Source organism: Paracoccus aurantiacus, from assembly GCF_007993065.1.
Classification (GTDB): Bacteria; Pseudomonadota; Alphaproteobacteria; order Rhodobacterales; family Rhodobacteraceae; genus Paracoccus; species Paracoccus aurantiacus.
Window position 1 is genome coordinate 110,160 of the sequence record NZ_VOPL01000001.1, and the last position, 16,996, is coordinate 127,155.

The following is a 16,996-nucleotide window of genomic DNA, read 5'->3' on the forward strand; positions in this document are numbered from 1 at the left end:
CTCTCAGGGAGCGACCATTCGGAAGCGGGCGCGGCGCGTGGCGCCGCTTGCATCCGTGACAGTAACCTCTGACGCGCCGGGCGAACCCGGCAATGTCGCGACCGGTTCGCTCAATGCGACCACCGCGGGCGTGCCATTCAGCATCCAGGTATAGGGAGGCACGCCGCCGCGCAGCCGCACAGGGACGCTTTGACCGCCCAGTTCAAGTTCGGCCCCGTCGGGTGGAAACACGATCACAAGCGGCTCGATCAGGGCGCGCGCCGGCGCGCCGGGCCCGTTCGCTGCCGCGCTTATATGGCCGGGGGGCGTGAAGCGGCGCAGCGGTGCTGGCAGTTGCGGGTTGGACGCGATCAGGGTTTCCGGCGGGGGCGGCGGAAGCGGACGGCGGCGCGCGCCGAGCGTATCGAATATGTCGAACAGCAGCGGGGCAGCGACCTGCCCGCCAAAGGCGCCCGGCACCGGCGTGCCATCCGGCCGGCCCAGCCATATCCCGGCCACGAAACGCCCGTCGAAACCAAGCGACAGCGCGTCGCGATGCCCATAGCTCGTCCCGGTCTTGTAGGCGATGCGCCCCGCCGCGCGCCCGTCCGGCGGCGGGATGCGCGACAGGATCGCGGCGACCTGCCAAGCGGCGGCAGGGCTGACCAGGCGCATGCCTGTCTGGTCCTGTCCTTCCGCGTCAGCAGGGGTTTCAGTTAAGACGACCGTCCGACCGCCCCGCGCGAGCGCTGCATAGCCTGTCACCAGATCCCGTAACGAGACGCCGGCCCCGCCCAGCACCACGGCCAGGCCCGGCGGTGCGTGATTTGCGGTTTCCACACGCATTCCGGCACGTCGCAGCAAGGCCATGATGCGCGCCGGGCCAAGTGCATCGGCCACGCGGACGACGGGGACGTTCAGCGATTGGCGCAAAGCCTCGCGGATTGTGACAGTGCCACGAAACATACGGTCGAAATTCTCGGGCTGCCAGCGCCCGAAAATCGCCGGGCGATCCTCGATCAGCGTGTCGGGATGGATCAGCCCCTCGTCGAAGCCAAGCGCATAGACAAAGGGTTTCAGCGTCGATCCGGGAGAGCGGATGGCCCGCGTCATGTCGATGAAGCCCGCGCGCGGCGTCGCGCCGAAATCGGCGGTGCCGACCTCGGCCAGTATTTCGCCGCTCTGATGATCGGCGAGGATCGCAGCGGCCGAGACACGTTCTGACCGGCCCGCCACGGCGCGCGCTACCATGCGTTCGGCGGCGCGTTGCAGCGTCGGGTCGATCGTCGTTTCGATCCGTGCGGCGCCGGGATGTTGTCTGCGCAGCCGTTCGGCCAGCAATGCCGCGTGCGCCGGAAAGGCGCGCCGCGCCGTGGGCAAAGGTGTTCCGCGCGCCAGTTCGGCGGCCTCGGCATTGATGATGCCGGCTTGTTCCGCGCGCGCGATCACCCGGTCGCGGGCGATGCGCGCAGCTTCCCTGCGGGCGGGGATATCGGGGCGGCGCGCTTCCGGTGCCTGGGGCAGCGCGACAAGCAATGCAGCTTCGGCTGGCGTCAGGCGCGTCGGCTCCTTGCCGAACCACATCAGCGTCGCCGCGCGCACCCCCTCGGTATTCCCGCCATAGGGTGCCAGCCGCAGATACAGCGAAAGCACGCCTTCTTTCCCGATCCGACGCTCCATCGCCATGGCCAGACGTGCCTGACGCAACTTGGCGCGCCAGTCGGCGGTCGGGCCGCGCTCCAGAAGGCGCGCGGTCTGCATCGACAGCGTCGACGCACCAGAGACGATCCGACCATGCCAGATCGCCTGCGCCGCCGCGCGCGCGACCGCCCGCGGGTCCACGCCGCGATGCGTGTCGAAATTGCGATCTTCCCAGGCGATGAGCATCTTCTGGAACCGTGGATCGACGCCTGCTGCCGGCGGTGCAAGCCGCCACAAGCCGCTTCCGACCTGAAAGGCGCGCAGCAGGCTGCCGTCGCGGGCCAGCACTTCGGTCCCGGTCGGGACAGCCAGCGCTGGCATCGGCGTCGCGTCAAGCCAGCGCCCGAAGGCGAGCCGCGCCATATCGGCGCTGAACGCAAGCAGCGTCAGCAGAACAGCCGCCGCGATCAGGCGGCGTCCTGCACGATGTGCAAGCTCGGCGTCCGGATCGCCGGAACGCGACCGGGCGGCGCTGTCAGGGCGCAATGGTAACGTCACCGCTCATCGTCCAGCCTCGCCGCTCGGGCCGGTAGAAATCCGACACCGTGGCGGCCGGATGGTGGAATTGCCCTGCCGTCACCGCGCGCAGCCGATAGGCAAGCTGGATCGGTCTGGCCTCGGTCAGTTCGACCGAGGCAGCAAAGCGGTCTGCCCGGAATTCCGCCATCTCCGTCTCGGTGCTTTTCAGCCAGTCCAGACCGGAAAGCTCGCCCGCGGCGATCAGGTTGGGGTTGTCGATTTCGAAGCCCGCCGGAAGCGGATCGGTGATGATAAGGCGGCCGCCCATGTCGTCGAAGGGTGTGATGTCGATCACGGCGACCATCCGCGCGTCCTGTTGCAGACGCGCCGGATCTACGGGCTGACCATCGGGCGTGAAATAGCGACGCGAAATCTGATAGGCCGTGCCGCCCGCGCTGACTGGCCCGACAGGCACCGCGGTCGCCGATATCGTCACATCGACATCCCGCGTCCCGGAATTGCCAAGCGGCTGCGCCAGCGGCGTGCCTGCATCGCCAAGGTCCGCGACAGGCGCGCCAAGCGGTGCATCCCCGACCGTGACGCCCTGCGCAGGATCGCTTCGGCTCAGCAGGGCTTGGCCCGCCAGAACCGTCCACAGCGCCTCTTGCGTCGAAAGGCCGCCGCGATCACTCCGCGCAGCGATTTCGCGCGCGATGTCGGCGGCAAGGCGGTTCTGATCCAGTTTCTCGGTTCCCGCTTCAGCGGCGAGCGTCAACACCGCCGCCCGGTCGCGCAGCAATGTCCCGAAATCGCGTCGCAGGTTTTGCGGATCGACTTGCGCATCAAGCAGGCTGGCGGCGCGTCCGAACATGCGGTCGGCGCGCGGCTGATCGCCAAGGGACGCCAGCGCCGCGCCAAGCTGGGCTGCGGCAAGCGGCGTCTTGAAGCTTTCGCTGCCGACATCGGCGTAATAGCGCAGGTCGCTGACCACTGCCGCGCGCTCTCGGGCGAGGACATAGGCGGCATAGGCCATCGCGGCCGTCTCATCTGCGTCGGCATATTGCGGATCAGGCGCGGCATTCAGGCGGTTTTGCAGATTGGACAATGCGCGCCGGAAGTTCGCCTCGGGCACGGCATGGCCGGCCTGACGCGCACGCGACAGGAAATCGCTGACAAATGCGTCCAGCCAGGGCTCGCCATAGCTTGAATTCCACAGACCGAACCCGCCGGATGCGGTCTGGCGCGTTATGATACGGGTGATCGCATCCTCAACGCTTTTCGTGTTTTCTGCGGAAAGTGCGGGTCCGCCTTCCGGCATCAGTCCCGCCGCATAAAGCTGTGGCATCGCGGATGAGGTGATCTGTTCCGTGCAGCCATAGGGGAAGTCACGCAGCAATGTCAGCGCGGCGGGGACATCCAGCAGCGCGAACGGGCCAGCCGCAAGCATCAGGCGGCCCGAACCGGGGGCGAATTCGCCAAGCGCCGACAGATCCGGGCGAAGGGATTCGCCCGGACGAAGCGTCAGGCGCAGCGCCCGCGTGATCGGCTGATCAAGGCGCATGACTGGCACCTGCAGGTCTTTTGTCACCGTTCGCCCGTCCGGCAGCACGGCCGACACCGTCAATCCGGCGATGCCCTCCTGCTCTGGCGCGACAAGCGACAGGTTCAGCGGCAAACGCTCGGCATCCGCGATTGTGACCTTCTCTGGCAGGTCTGCTGTTACCAGCGTTACGCCGCCATCGCCCTGTGGTGAAACCGACAGCGCAATCTCGCCGGCGGGGCCGGAAACATGGGTCAGCGCAATCTCGGCCCGTGCCTGATCGCCGGGGGACAGGAAGGCCGGTGCCGTCACGGTCATGACGACAGGGTCGCGGACCCGCATCGTCTGATCCGCCTGACCCACGCCGGTCCGCGACCACACCACGGCCATCAGACGCACCTCGCCGTTGAAATCGGGCAGTTGGACGGAAACTGTCGCGGTCCCGTCCGCGCCGAGTGTCAGAGGGCCGGAAAACCATGCCATCAGCTTTTCGGTCGGGGGCGGGGCCAGTGAACCTGCGGCCATGGCGTCTCCACCCGACCTGATCGCACCATCCGCGGCGCCAGAGGCGAGAATCAGCCTTCCGTAAAGATCGCGAAGTCCGACGCCAAGCCGACGCTGACCGAAATAGTGCGCGGCTGCCGAAGGGGGTTGATAGCCGGTAATGTTGAGGATGCCCTGATCCACGGCCCAGACGGTCGCATGAACCGTCTCGCCCGCGTTTGCGCCCTTCACACGCAGCAGGACTTCTACATTCTGGCGCGGCGTTGTTTCGGCTGCGGCTTCGAAACTGGCGCTGAGCAACCTGTCGCCGGGGTCGACGCTTGCCGGCACAAGCCCCAATCCACGAACCGGCGCATGGCCCGCATCGGCGGCGACGGGACGGATTGCGCTGACCGCGACATAGACGCCCGCGCCCCATTCATCTGTGACAGGAAGCTCGACCGTATTCGTCCCGGCGCGCATAGCGACGGTTTCCAGCGCGACCAGGCGGTTTGACATGACGGACACCAGCGCCGCGCCGTCAGCCGCTGCCTCGAAGGTGACGCGAGCTGTGTCGCCGGCGCGATAGGCCTGCTTGTCCAGTGTGACCCGCAGCCGGTCAGGGGTGTCGGCCGCTGCCGACACCGCGCCCCAGCCTGCATCGAACACGACCGAGCTTTCCGCACCATTCGCTGCGGTCACGACCAGTTCGAACTGTCCCCACGTGACGGGAACGGCAAGTTCGGTCGGTCCATCGCCGCGCAAATCCAGCGTGCCAGCGCCAAGCGGGCTGCGACTGGTCACGGGTTCCCACTGCCAGTCGCCGTCGATGGCATACCACTGGTAATCCGTCTCGATCCGGTTCAGCCGCCAGCTGACTTCAGCCTGTTCGGGTGAAAGCGCCGCGCCAAGCGCGACAATCGAGAACGTGGCCTCGGCGTCCTCTGGCACCGTGTCGCCTTCGAAACCGGGGCGAATGCCGACTGTTTGCGTCGCCGGAAGGATCAGCGCCGTGTCGCGGCGCTCGACCGGGCGGCCTGCGCCTTCCAGCACGTCGATGCGCAGTTCTGCGGTCCATGGGCGCGACGCGTTGGCCAGCCCCGGCGGCAGGGCGATCTTGGCGGTGAAGTTGCCCTCGGCGTCGGTCCGGCCCGCCAGCATCTCTGCGCTTTGGCTTTCGGTTTCGTCATGACGGCCGAAGCGATAGCCTTCCCAACCCGGAACAGTCTGCGCCGGGCGCAGCGTTGCCTGCCCCTCGACTGAAAGATCGGCTGCGGGCGCGCCGAACAGCCAGCGCGCGCTGATTTCGGTCGTGATCTCTGCCGTCGGTGGCAGGGGGCTGTCGGGCAGATCGAGCGTGAAGTCGATCCGTTCGGGCAGAAAGTCCTCGACCAGCATATTCGCGGATGCAAGCGCCGGGCCATCGGTTTCGACCACAAGGTCGATACGCCACGACCCGCGCGGCGCGGTCGCCGGGATCGGGAAATTCAGCACATAGCCCCCATCGCCCGCAGCTTCGGGCATCAGGCGCGCATATTCGGCCCCGTCCGGCCGGAAGATTGTCGCGGTAAGCGGAAGCCCGTCAATCGCAGCGGCCAGCCCGTCGCGCGTCACGATCGTCGCATGCGCTGTTTCCCCTGCGCGGTAGGCGCCGCGATCAAGGGCCACAAAAACATCGACCGGCGGGGCGGGCGGATTGCCTTCAACGCCCCGGTCGGACAGATCGAATTCCGGGTCAATCAGCGACAGAAAACTTAGATCGGCGATCTCGTCGTCTTCCGTCCGTGTCGCCGTCACCATCGCCGGCGCGGCGGCGTCGCGACCGCGCGTCAGGCCGATATCGAAGCGGGCAATTCCCTGATCGTCGGTCACGGCCGTGCCAAGAACAGCATTGCCGCGCGACACGAGCGACACGGAAATGCCCGGCCGTGCCCCGGCATCCGACAGCCCCCGCACCGCGACGGTCAGCCCGTCGCTGCCCGAGAAACTGGACAGACCCAGATCAGAGACCATGAACCATTGCGTTGCCGCCGGGCTGGTATAGGGATCGACATTGGGAACCGAGGCTGAAAGCGCGTAGATGCCCGGCAGAAGCGGGCCGGCCTGATCGCGCAGGTCAAGGCGGGTCGTGACCTCGGCATTGATCGGATGATCTCCGCCGCCGACCGGCGGTGCGACTGTCGCGAAACCTGTCCAGACCGCGTCGCCGAGCCTTGAGGAGAAATTGCTGGCGCGCCACCCCTGAAGCGGCATCCCGAACATGTCGTCGCGCAGCGCGGTGACGAGGTTGCGATCCGACATGCGATACAGCGTCAACGCCACTTCATCCGTGTTGATCGTGGACATGGTCAGCCCAAGATCGCCCGAGGCCGGAAGCACATAGGCGCGCCCCGGAAATCTGACCACGGGATCGCGGTCGGGAATATAACTGGTCTGGGTCACGTCGCGGCGCAGCAGCTCACCCGACGCGGCGGGCATGCCTGCGCGCAGCGTCACTGTCACGTCCTGTCCCCGCGCCATTCCGGTGACGCAGATATCGGAGCCCTGCGCCTCTATCCCCATCGCGGGGTCGGGCAGGCCGATATAGGTGCGCAGGTCGACATTGCGCGATACCGGTTCCGAGAAGCTGATGCAAAAGCGTGGCTCCGGCCCGCTGGCTGCGACGTTGTTATCGGTGACGCGGAAGCCGAAGCGACCTTCGAAATCATCAAGGATCGCGGCAATCGCCGGATCGTCGGCCGAGCCTTGCCGAAGCGCCTGCAACCCGTCGCGGCCGCGATCAACCGCGTCGGCGGCACGTGCCCACAGCGCGAGAAGATCGTCCCCGTCACGCGGATCGCGCAGCCACGCATTGGTCGCCGCGATCAGCGCGGCAGCGCGCAGGTTGGCGGCATCATCGGCACCTTCGGCGGCCGCGCTCATCAGGCGCGAAAGTGTCGTCCAGTCCTCTGTCAGATCGGTCAGCGCTGTGATCGCGCCCTGTGTGCGCAGCGCGCCGCGCGGATCGCTGCCGCGCCACGCCTCGACCGATTGGCGCAGATCGTCGATGGGCAGCCCATATCCCGGATAGGTCTGCCCAAGCGTCTGTGCCTGCGAGAATGCGGCTGCAAGATCGCGCTCGGACAGCCAGTCGCGCGCGGCATCGGCACGATCGCGGGCGCGGCTTGCCGTGATCGGGTCGGTATGCATGACCTCGCCCGACAGCGCGCCACCGAATGGCACGCGCGCGCCGGAACCGGCCTTCGGAAAACACGCGCGGCTGGCGGCGTTATAGGTCAGCGCGGTGCAGGCATCATTGGCCAGACAGGCCTGAACGCAGGCGGATTGGTTGATATTGAAGATCGGTCCCAGATCGCCACCGGGCAGATCGAAGCCGTCCTGAAGGGGGATGCGCGTCTGGGGCACGATGCCCTGCGCGCCGACCGCCGAGGCCAGCCCCAGAAATGCCATACCCAACACCGCCGAAATCGCCCTGCGCATGACAAAATCCCCAATATTTAAAGAACTCCTGCAACTGTGCCAGAGCGCCCCGGTTTGGGCAATGGCGTTAAGCCGCGGCAGCGCGTCCGGCAGGGCTTGACCCCATCATCAGGGTTTCCGAACATGGCCAAAAGCAAAGGAGTTGCCGAATGAAAACCCGTGCCGCAGTCGCCCTGGAAGCAGGCAAGCCGCTGGAAATCATGGAGGTGAATCTCGAAGGCCCGAAGGCTGGCGAGGTTCTGGTCGAGATCAAGGCTACCGGTATCTGCCACACCGATGAATTCACCCTGTCCGGTGCCGATCCCGAGGGCTTGTTTCCGGCGATCCTTGGTCATGAAGGCGCGGGCGTGGTGGTCGAGGTGGGCGCGGGCGTCACCAGTGTAAAGCCGGGCGATCACGTCATCCCGCTTTACACGCCCGAATGCCGCCAATGCGCATCCTGTCTGTCAGGCAAGACCAACCTTTGCACCGCGATCCGGGCGACGCAGGGCCAAGGGCTGATGCCGGACGGAACCAGCCGCTTTTCAATGCCGGACGGCACGCCGATCCATCACTATATGGGTTGCTCGACCTTCTCCAACTTTACCGTGCTGCCGGAAATCGCGGTCGCGAAGGTCCGCGAGGACGCGCCTTTCGACAAGATCTGCTATATCGGCTGCGGGGTGACGACGGGCATCGGGGCCGTCATCAACACAGCCAAGGTCGAGATCGGCGCGAAGGCGGTTGTATTCGGGCTTGGTGGCATCGGTCTGAATGTGTTGCAGGGCCTGCGTCTTGCAGGCGCCGACATGATTATCGGGGTCGATCTGAACGACGACAAGAAGCCGATGGCCGAGCGGTTCGGCATGACCCATTTCATCAACCCGAAGAATGTCGAGAATGTCGTGCAGGAGATCGTCAATCTGACGAAAACCCCGTTCGACCAGATCGGCGGCGCGGATTACAGCTTTGACTGCACCGGCAATGTGAAGGTGATGCGCGACGCGCTGGAATGCACGCATCGCGGCTGGGGCGTCTCGGTCGTGATCGGTGTCGCACCCGCAGGGGCCGAAATCAGCACCCGGCCTTTCCAGCTTGTCACCGGAAGGGTCTGGAAGGGCACGGCTTTTGGCGGCGCGCGCGGTCGAACCGATGTTCCCAAAATCGTTGACTGGTATATGGACGGCAAGATCGAGATCGATCCGATGATTACCCATAAGCTCACCCTGGATCAGATCAACGAAGGGTTCGACCTGATGCACGAGGGCAAGTCGATCCGCTCGGTCGTCGTGTACTGAAGTGGGTGATACGCAAGGGCAGGCGATCTTCATCCGCAAGGCGGAAGCGCGGGATGAGGACGCAATCTGGGCCATTCTTGAACCCGTTTATCGCGCCGGCGAAACCTATTGCATCGACCGCGACATTTCGGCCGAGGACGCGCTTGCCGACTGGTTCGCGCAGCCGTTCACGGTGTTTGTCGCGGAAGCAGATGGCACGGTTCTGGGCACCAGCCATGTCGGGCGCAACCGTCCCGGCGGTGCGTCCCATGTGGCCAATGCCAGCTTCGCGACCGCGCCCGAAGCACGCGGACGCGGGGTCGCGTCGCGGCTTGTCGCTCATGCAAAGGACTGGGCACGCGCGCAGGGCTTCCGGGCCATGCAGTTCAATTTTGTCGTTGCCAGCAATGCCGACGCCATTCACAGCTGGCAGAAAGCGGGGTTCGCGGTCGTCGGGCGTCTGCCGGGCGCGTTTCTGCATCCCCGTCTGGGCTATGTCGACGCGCTGGTGATGTATCACGACCTGATGAAGGATGAATCCGATGACGCTTGAGACGATCAGTGAGAACAGGAGTTTCGGCGGCGTTCAGGGTGTTTACCGGCATTCGTCCGAGGCGACGGGCACGCGGATGACCTTTGCGGCCTATCTGCCGCCCGCCGCCGCAGCCGGCCCGGTGCCGGTTCTGTGGTATCTTTCCGGGCTGACCTGCACGCATGAAAACGCCATGACCAAGGCCGGCGCGCAGGAACATGCAGCCCGCGAGGGCATCGCGCTGATCTTCCCCGATACCTCGCCGCGCGGCGAGGATGTCGCCGACGACGAGGCTTTTGATCTGGGGCAGGGTGCGGGCTTCTATGTCAATGCGACAGAAACGCCGTGGGCACCGCATTTCAGGATGTGGGACTACATCACGGCAGAGCTTCCCGCCGTTGTGTTCGACCGCTTCTCTCTGCGCCGCGACGCTCAGGGGATTACGGGGCATTCGATGGGCGGGCACGGCGCGCTGACAATCGCCATGACCATGCCCGAGACATATCGAAGCCTGTCGGCATTCGCGCCCATCGCGAACCCCTCCGAATCCGATTGGGGCCGCAAGCAATTTGCAGCCTATCTGGGCAATGATGCTGCTGCCTGGGGTGGCCATGATGCGACGTTGCTGATGCGCGAGAAGGGCTATCCCGGCGATCTGCTTGTCGATCAGGGCAGCTCTGACCAGTTTCTCGACCTGCTGCGACCGCAGGCGCTGGCCGAGGCGATGGCGGCGCGTCGTCAGCCGTCGGTGATGAGGATGCAGGAGGGATACGATCACAGCTACTTTTTCGTGCAGACCTTCATGGGCGATCATGTACGCTGGCACGCCGAGAGGTTGCGCGACTGACGCCGGCTGCTGAAAATACGCCTTGTATGCATGCGGGGCTTCGGTCCATCTTGCCGGCGAAGAACTGGGGCAGGCGTGAACGCGCCGCCCGCAACGGATCAGGGAGGATTCCGATGAGTTTTGTTCGCACCAGCCTTGCAGCCCTTGCCGCGACGGCGATCATGACGATTGCCGCGCAGGCCGAAACGCTGCGCCTTTCACATAATGTCGGCGACACGACGACATGGCAGAAAGGCGCAGAAAAATTCGGTGAGCTGCTGAAAGAAAAAACCGGCGACGCCTATGACGTTCGTGTCTTTCCGAATGCGCAGCTCTCGGGCGGCGATCAGATGAAACAGGCTGAGATGGTCGGACGCGGCGCGCTGGATCTCGTCGTGACATCTGCGATCAATGTGACGCCGCTGGTGCCTGAAATGGCCGTTTTCTCGTTGCCCTACATGTATAGCGACTATGCGCAGGTCGATGCGACGACACAGGGCGATGCGGTCAAACCGCTGGAGGAGATCCTTCTCGGGAAAGGGATCAAGGTTCTTGCCTGGGGCGAGAACGGCTTCAGGGAACTGACCAATAACAAGCACGCGGTGAAATCGCCCGACGACATGAAGGGCCTGAATATCCGCGTGGCGGGGCCGATGTATATCGACGTCATGAACGCGCTGGGTGCAAATCCGCAGCAGATGCAGTGGTCGGAAACCCTTACCGCGCTGCAGCAGGGCGTGGTTGACGGGCAGGAGAACCCGATTGGCGCGGTCATCATCCCGCAGCAGGTCTATGAGATGCAGAAATATCTGACGACCTGGCACTATTCCTATGACCCGCTGTTCCTCGGTGTGTCGCAGGCGAAATGGGACAGCCTTGATGCCGATACGCAGGCGAAGTTCCAGGAGGCCGCGACCGAAGCCATGCAATATCAGCGCGAGATCAGCCGCGAGGCCACCGATAGCGGCGTCGCGTTCTTGAAGGAAAAAGGCATGGAAATCTACGAACCCACGCCAGAGGAACTTGACGCCTTCCGCTCAGCGACCAAGCCGGCATTCGATACATGGGCCGAGAAGGTCGGTCCCGATCTGGTGAAATCGTTCCAGGACGCCGTCGCGTCCGCGCAATAACAACGCGCGCGGCGGGCCATGCTGTCCGCCGCAACCATCCGGGGGGAAGATGCGCTTTATTCTGAACGAGGCTGAGAAGATCGTTTGCGCGGCGATCTTTCTGGGCATGACCGCGATCGGTTTTGCGAATGTCTGCGCGCGCTACCTGACCCATTACTCCCTTGCCGCGACCGAAGAGCTGCTGACCTATGGCTTCCTGTTGCTGACGGTGTTCGGTGCCGCCATCGCCGCGCGCCGGGGCGAGCATCTGGCCGTGACCCTGCTGACCGACAAGCTGCCGCTGACGCTGCGCAGGGCCGTGTTTCTGCTGGCAGTGGCGCTGACTGTGTTCCTTCTGGCAATGTCGGCTTGGTTTTCGTGGCAGGCGCTCGTCAACACCTTCCGCAACGGGATGACATCCTATGCGCTGCAGATCCCGGCCTGGTATTATCAGGCGGCGGTCCCTTTCGGTTTTGCGCTGATTATCGTGCGTTACCTGCAATATGCGGCGACATATCTGCGCGATCCTGACAGCGCGCCGGACGAGGTGCCCGATGTCTGACCTGCTGGCGCAGATCCCGGCCGGCACGCAGATGGTGCTGGCATTCTTCCTGCTTATGGCGGTCGGTGTGCCGGTCGCTTTCTCGCTTGGTCTGTCGGCGCTTTACGCGATGTGGCTGATCGGCTTCGGCTTTGAACTCGCGGGCGATCTGATTGCCGCGGGCATTGCGAAATATTCTCTGCTGGCCATTCCGTTCTTCATTCTTGCCGGGTCGCTGATGGGGTCGCTTGGCATTGCCGAGCGCATGATCCGGTTCTTTCGCGTGCTGATCGGCAGCCTTCCGGGCGGCATGGGTGTGGTCGGAACGGTCGTCTGCCTGTTCTGGGGAGCGGTATCCGGCTCTGGCCCCGCATCTGTCGCCGCCATCGGCCCCATGCTGATCCGCGCGATGGAGGAAGACGGATACAGCCGCGCCTTCGCCGCGGGGCTGGTTGCCACGGGTGCGGCCTTTTCAATCGTCATCCCGCCATCGATTGGCCTCGTGATTTACGGGGTGATCGCCGATACGTCGATCTCGGACCTTTTCATTGCGGCGATCATTCCCGGCATTTTCATGGGGCTGATGATGCTGGCGGTCTTGCCCTTCGCCGAACGCGGAAAGGGGCGAACGGCACTGGACAGGATCAGCCCCGACCCCTATGCGGGCCACGGCTATGGCGCGCGGCTGTGGCGAAGCTTTGTGCACAGCTTCTGGGGGCTGATGACGCCGGTCGTTATCCTTGGCGGCATCTATTCCGGCGTCTTCACGCCGACCGAGGCGGCGCTTGTCGCGACGGTCTATGCGCTGGCGGTGGGCGGCATCTTCTATGGCACGCTGAATATTCGCGGGCTTTATGAATCGCTGGCCGACGCGGCTTCGTCCTCGGCCGTGGTCATGATGGTCGTGGCTTATGCAAGCCTGTTCGGCTGGGTCGTCACGGTCGAGGATCTGGTCGGCAGCTATTCCACCGCGCTTCTTGGCGTGTCGGATCAGGGCTGGGTCGTCCTGATCGTCATCATGCTGATCCTGCTGGTGGCGGGAATGTTCATGGATGCGGTAACGGTCATGTTCATCTCGCTGCCGATCTTCATGCCGGTGGTCCACGAACTCGGCTGGTCGCCGGTCTGGTTCGGGGTGCTGTTGATGGTGAACCTTGCCATAGGGCTGATTACACCCCCCGTTGGCATCAATCTTTACGTCGCCGCCAATGTCACGAAGCTGTCGATCGAGCGGGTTGCAAGGGGCGCGTTTCCTTTCCTGCTGGCCAGTCTGGTCGGACTGATCGGTGTCGCGGCCTTCCCCGAAATGTCTTTGTTCCTCGTTCGCGTGCTGGGAGAGTAGGATGCCGAATGCCATCGTCACAGGTGCCGCGCGCGGCATCGGCCTCGCGACCACGAAGCTGTTTCTGGCCGAGGGGCGCCGCGTCGCGATGATCGACAGCGATGCCGACGAACTTGCGCGGGCGGCCGGGGCGCTGGAAAACGTGTTGCCCATCGTCTGCGACGTGTCGGACGAAGCACAGGTCGCGGCGATGGCCGGGCAGGTTGCGAAGGATTTCGGCAGCGTCGACGCGCTGGTGAACAATGCAGGCGTCGCGGATTTCCGCCCGATGGACCAGACCGACCTGCAGGTGTGGCGGCGCGTCATGGCGACCAATCTTGACGGCGTTTTCCTGACATCTCAGATGGTTATTCCGCATATGACGGCCGGGCGTGGGGCGATCGTCAACATCGCCTCGATCAGCGGGCTGCGCGCCTCGACGCTGCGGGTGGCGTATGGCACGTCCAAGGCTGCCGTGATCCATCTGACCCGGCAGCAGGCAGCGGAACTGGGCGAACGCGGCATCCGGGCAAATTGCGTTGCCCCCGGCCCGGTGGATACCAAGCTTGCGCTTGCGGTCCATAGCCCCGAAATCCGCGCGGCCTATCACGATGCGATCCCGCTGAACCGCTATGGCAAGGAAGACGAAATCGCACAGGTGATCGTCTTTCTGTGTTCCGAAAAGGCCGGGTATGTGACCGGCCAGACCATCGCCGCCGATGGCGGATTCGATGCAACCGGCGTCGGGCTGCCCGCCCTGCGCCAGACATGACCTGACAGGAGGATATAACATGAAAATCACCCGCCGCGCCGTCATTGCGCTGACCGCAGCCGCCATCGCCATGCCCGCATTCGCGCAGGAATGGCCGAGCGAACCGGTGCATGTCTATGTAGGCTTTCCTGCCGGCTCTTCGCCCGACCTGCTGGCCCGGATCATTACCGAGCCGCTTGCCGAACGGCTGGGTCAGCCTGTGGTGGTCGAAAACAAGCCCGGCGCGGGTGGTGTCATCGGCGTTCAGCAGATGCTCGCCAACGCAGAGGGTGGCCATGTCTTCGGCACTTCGATCAACGGCCCGCTGACGACATCGCCGCGTCTGGTGCCCGATATCGGCTATGATGTCGCCACCGACATCGCGCCGGTTGCGCTGATTGCGACCTCGCCGCTGGTGCTTGCGGTGAATGCCAAGAACGAAGCCGGGGATCTTCAGGGATTTGTCGATCTTGCCAAGGCCGAGCCGGGCGCCCTGAGCTATGGGTCCGTCGGGCAGGGCTCTGGCGCGCATCTGACGGCAGAACTGTTCGACGCCGATGCCGGGATCGAGATGCTGCATGTGCCCTTCACCTCCTATGCCGAGGTCACAACCTCGATCATCGGCGGAGAGATTGACGCGGGCTTCATGGCCCCCTCGGCAGCGCTTCCGCATGTCGAGGCCGGCACGATGAAGATGCTGGGCGTCACGTCGGCTGAACCCTTCGCGCAGATCCCCGACGTGCCGGTCATGGCCGGTAATGCCGGTCTGCCCGAAACGTTCCGGGCGGAACTGTGGAACGGGTTCATCGCGCCGGCCAGCACGGATCCTGCGGTAATCGAGCGTCTGAATACCGAGATCAACGAGATCCTGCAGGACGAGGCCGTGCAGCAGAAGCTTCTGGATATGGGTTGGCAGGCCGCTGGCGGCACCGCCGACGACATGAAGAACCGCATCGCCGAAGATACCACGATGTGGGGCGCAGTTCTTGACCGGATCGAGGCGCAGTAAAGCCGATGCAGCGTGACTGGGCGGATATCTGGGGTGGGGCGGTCCTTGCCCTTGTCGGTGCGGGCGTCGCCCTCCATGCCGGGCTGCGGCTGGATTTCGGCACGCTGCGCGCCATGGGCCCCGGCTTCTTTCCGGTCACGCTTGGCGTGCTGCTGCTGCTGATGGGGGCGGGCATCGCCCTGCCGGCGCTGAAACGCGGTGCAGAGCCCGTGATATTCCGCTGGCTGGACGCAGGCGCGGTGATCGCGGCAATCCTGATCTTCGGGCTTGGCATGGGCCGGCTTGGCGTTGCACTTGCCTGCTTTCTGGCCGTTATCGTGGCGTCTGTTCCCGCGCCGCATGGCGGCTGGCTATGGCGGGTGCTGCTTGCGGTCGCGGTGACGCTGCTTGTCTGGGTGGTTTTCATCCTTGGACTGCGCATGGGGCTGCCAGTCTGGCCGAGGTTCGGATGACGGCGTGGGAAGGCATCGCCTACGGCTTCGGGGTCGCGCTGCAGCCTGATGTCCTGATCTATTGCCTGCTGGGTGTAACGCTTGGCACATTCATCGGCGTGCTGCCGGGGATCGGGGCAATGGCGGCGATCTCGCTGCTGCTGCCGATCACCTTCTATATCTCTCCCGAGGCTGCGCTGATCATGCTCGCCGGGGTCTATTACGGCGCGCAGTATGGTGGGGCCGTCGCCTCTATCCTGTTGCGCCTGCCGGGCACGCCGCAATCTGCGGTGACAACGCTGGACGGCTATCCGATGGCGCAGCAGGGTCGGGCAGGGGTCGCGTTGTTCGTGTCGATGGCGTCATCGTTCATCGGCTCGATCCTGGGGATCATCGTGCTGGTCGTGCTGGCCGGCTGGCTAAGCCGGGCCGCAACGGCGTTCGGCGCGGCTGACTACGCGGCAATGATGATCCTTGGCCTTGTCGCGGCATCGACCATCGGTTCCGACCGACCGGTCAAAGGTTTCGCGATGGTCGTGCTGGGAATGATCCTCGGCTGTGTCGGAACGGACGTGAATTCCGGCGCGCAGCGCTTCACCTTCGCCCGGACAGAGTTGCTGGACGGCATCAATCTTGTCGCGCTTGCGATGGGGTTGTTCGGCGTGGCCGAGGTGATCGGCAATATCCGCAATGCCGAACGGCAGGCCGCGCCCGAGAGGGTCGGCTTCCGCCAGATGATGCCGACAAGGGACGACCTGCGCCGCATCCCTTTTCCGGCGCTGCGCGGCACCGCGCTTGGCAGCTTCTTCGGTGCATTGCCGGGAACGGGTTCGACGCTCTCCAGCTTTCTCAGCTACGCGATGGAGCGGCGCGTCGCGCGCCGGCCCGAGCGGTTCGGCAAGGGCGCGATCGAGGGGGTTGCGGGGCCGGAGGCCGCGAATAACGCGGCTTCGATCACGGCCTTCGTGCCCACCCTGACGCTTGGCATCCCCGGCGATCCGATCATGGCGCTGATGCTGGGCGCGCTTGTGATCCACGGTGTTCAGCCCGGCCCGATGATGCTGGAAGCGCGTCCCGAAATGTTCTGGGGGTTGGTCGTCAGCTTTGGCATCGGCAACCTGCTTCTCTTGATCCTGAACATGCCGCTGATCGGAATATGGGTGTCGATGCTGCGCATTCCGTTCCGCTATCTTTACCCGGCGATCCTGATTTTCGTCTGTCTCGGTGTTTATTCTGTCCGCGGTTCAAGCTTCGATATGGGTGTGGTCGCGGTCGTCGGCATCGCGGGCTATCTTATGGCCCTTGCGCGTTTCAGCCCCGCATTGCTTCTGCTCGGTTTCGTACTTGGCCCGCTGATCGAAACCAATCTGCGCCGCGCCATGCTGATCTCTCGCGGCGATCCGATGGTCTTTCTGGAACGTCCGATCGCCTGCGGCTTTACCATCGCCACATGTCTTCTGATCCTGCTGAGCATCTGGCAGGTCTGGCGCCGCCGGCACGGATGACCCGTCTTGACCGAATCGGGTAAGCCGGGTAATTACGCATTTGGAACGGTCCAAATCTGGATTTAGGGGAGGT

General features: G+C 64.6%; 12 protein-coding genes. 10 read left to right on the forward strand and 2 right to left on the reverse strand.

Going from position 1 to position 16,996, the window contains the following annotated elements; translation table 11 throughout:
* Window positions 1-3: 3 nt before the first annotated feature.
* Together pbpC and FQV27_RS00620 are read right to left on the reverse strand one after the other, a co-directional pair.
* On the reverse strand, window positions 4-2,178 hold the full coding sequence (gene pbpC, locus FQV27_RS00615; protein ID WP_342779861.1) for a penicillin-binding protein 1C: 2,175 nt from the start codon (window positions 2,176-2,178) through the stop codon (window positions 4-6).
* Window positions 2,156-7,642, reverse strand: coding sequence for an alpha-2-macroglobulin family protein (locus tag FQV27_RS00620; protein WP_147095725.1), 5,487 nt, complete (start codon window positions 7,640-7,642; stop codon window positions 2,156-2,158). The genes pbpC and FQV27_RS00620 overlap by 23 nt, the downstream gene beginning before the upstream one ends.
* A 149-nt stretch (window positions 7,643-7,791) precedes the next feature.
* On the opposite strand from FQV27_RS00620, the gene FQV27_RS00625 reads away from it, so the two are divergent.
* The 10 genes from FQV27_RS00625 (at window position 7,792) to FQV27_RS00670 (ending at window position 16,923) form a co-directional block, all read left to right on the forward strand.
* Window positions 7,792-8,919, forward strand: a complete 1,128-nt coding sequence (locus tag FQV27_RS00625; RefSeq protein ID WP_147095727.1) for an S-(hydroxymethyl)glutathione dehydrogenase/class III alcohol dehydrogenase — start codon at window positions 7,792-7,794, stop codon at window positions 8,917-8,919.
* A gap of 1 nt (window position 8,920) precedes the next feature.
* Complete coding sequence (locus FQV27_RS00630; RefSeq protein ID WP_246132951.1) at window positions 8,921-9,451, forward strand: GNAT family N-acetyltransferase; 531 nt, start codon at window positions 8,921-8,923, stop codon at window positions 9,449-9,451.
* The gene (gene fghA, locus FQV27_RS00635) at window positions 9,441-10,277 is read left to right on the forward strand and encodes an S-formylglutathione hydrolase (RefSeq protein WP_147095729.1); all 837 of its coding nucleotides are present in this window, start codon (window positions 9,441-9,443) and stop codon (window positions 10,275-10,277) included. The genes FQV27_RS00630 and fghA overlap by 11 nt, the downstream gene beginning before the upstream one ends.
* A gap of 113 nt (window positions 10,278-10,390) precedes the next feature.
* Window positions 10,391-11,386, forward strand: a complete 996-nt coding sequence (locus tag FQV27_RS00640) for a DctP family TRAP transporter solute-binding subunit (protein WP_147095731.1) — start codon at window positions 10,391-10,393, stop codon at window positions 11,384-11,386.
* 49 nt (window positions 11,387-11,435) lie between these two features.
* A complete protein-coding gene (locus tag FQV27_RS00645) occupies window positions 11,436-11,927 on the forward strand; it encodes a TRAP transporter small permease (RefSeq protein WP_147095734.1) in 492 nt (163 codons plus the stop codon).
* The gene (locus FQV27_RS00650; protein WP_147095735.1) at window positions 11,920-13,248 is read left to right on the forward strand and encodes a TRAP transporter large permease; all 1,329 of its coding nucleotides are present in this window, start codon (window positions 11,920-11,922) and stop codon (window positions 13,246-13,248) included. Before FQV27_RS00645 ends, FQV27_RS00650 begins: the two co-directional genes overlap by 8 nt.
* Window position 13,249: 1 nt before the next feature.
* A complete protein-coding gene (locus FQV27_RS00655; protein ID WP_147095737.1) occupies window positions 13,250-13,999 on the forward strand; it encodes an SDR family NAD(P)-dependent oxidoreductase in 750 nt (249 codons plus the stop codon).
* A 19-nt stretch (window positions 14,000-14,018) separates the two neighbouring features.
* Entirely contained in the window at window positions 14,019-14,987 is a 969-nt protein-coding gene (locus tag FQV27_RS00660) for a Bug family tripartite tricarboxylate transporter substrate binding protein (RefSeq protein WP_186827171.1), read from the forward strand.
* Window positions 14,988-14,992: 5 nt separating this feature from the next.
* Entirely contained in the window at window positions 14,993-15,439 is a 447-nt protein-coding gene (locus FQV27_RS00665) for a tripartite tricarboxylate transporter TctB family protein (RefSeq protein ID WP_147095749.1), read from the forward strand.
* Window positions 15,436-16,923, forward strand: a complete 1,488-nt coding sequence (locus FQV27_RS00670) for a tripartite tricarboxylate transporter permease (protein WP_147095752.1) — start codon at window positions 15,436-15,438, stop codon at window positions 16,921-16,923. The genes FQV27_RS00665 and FQV27_RS00670 overlap by 4 nt, the downstream gene beginning before the upstream one ends.
* Window positions 16,924-16,996 lie beyond the last annotated feature (73 nt).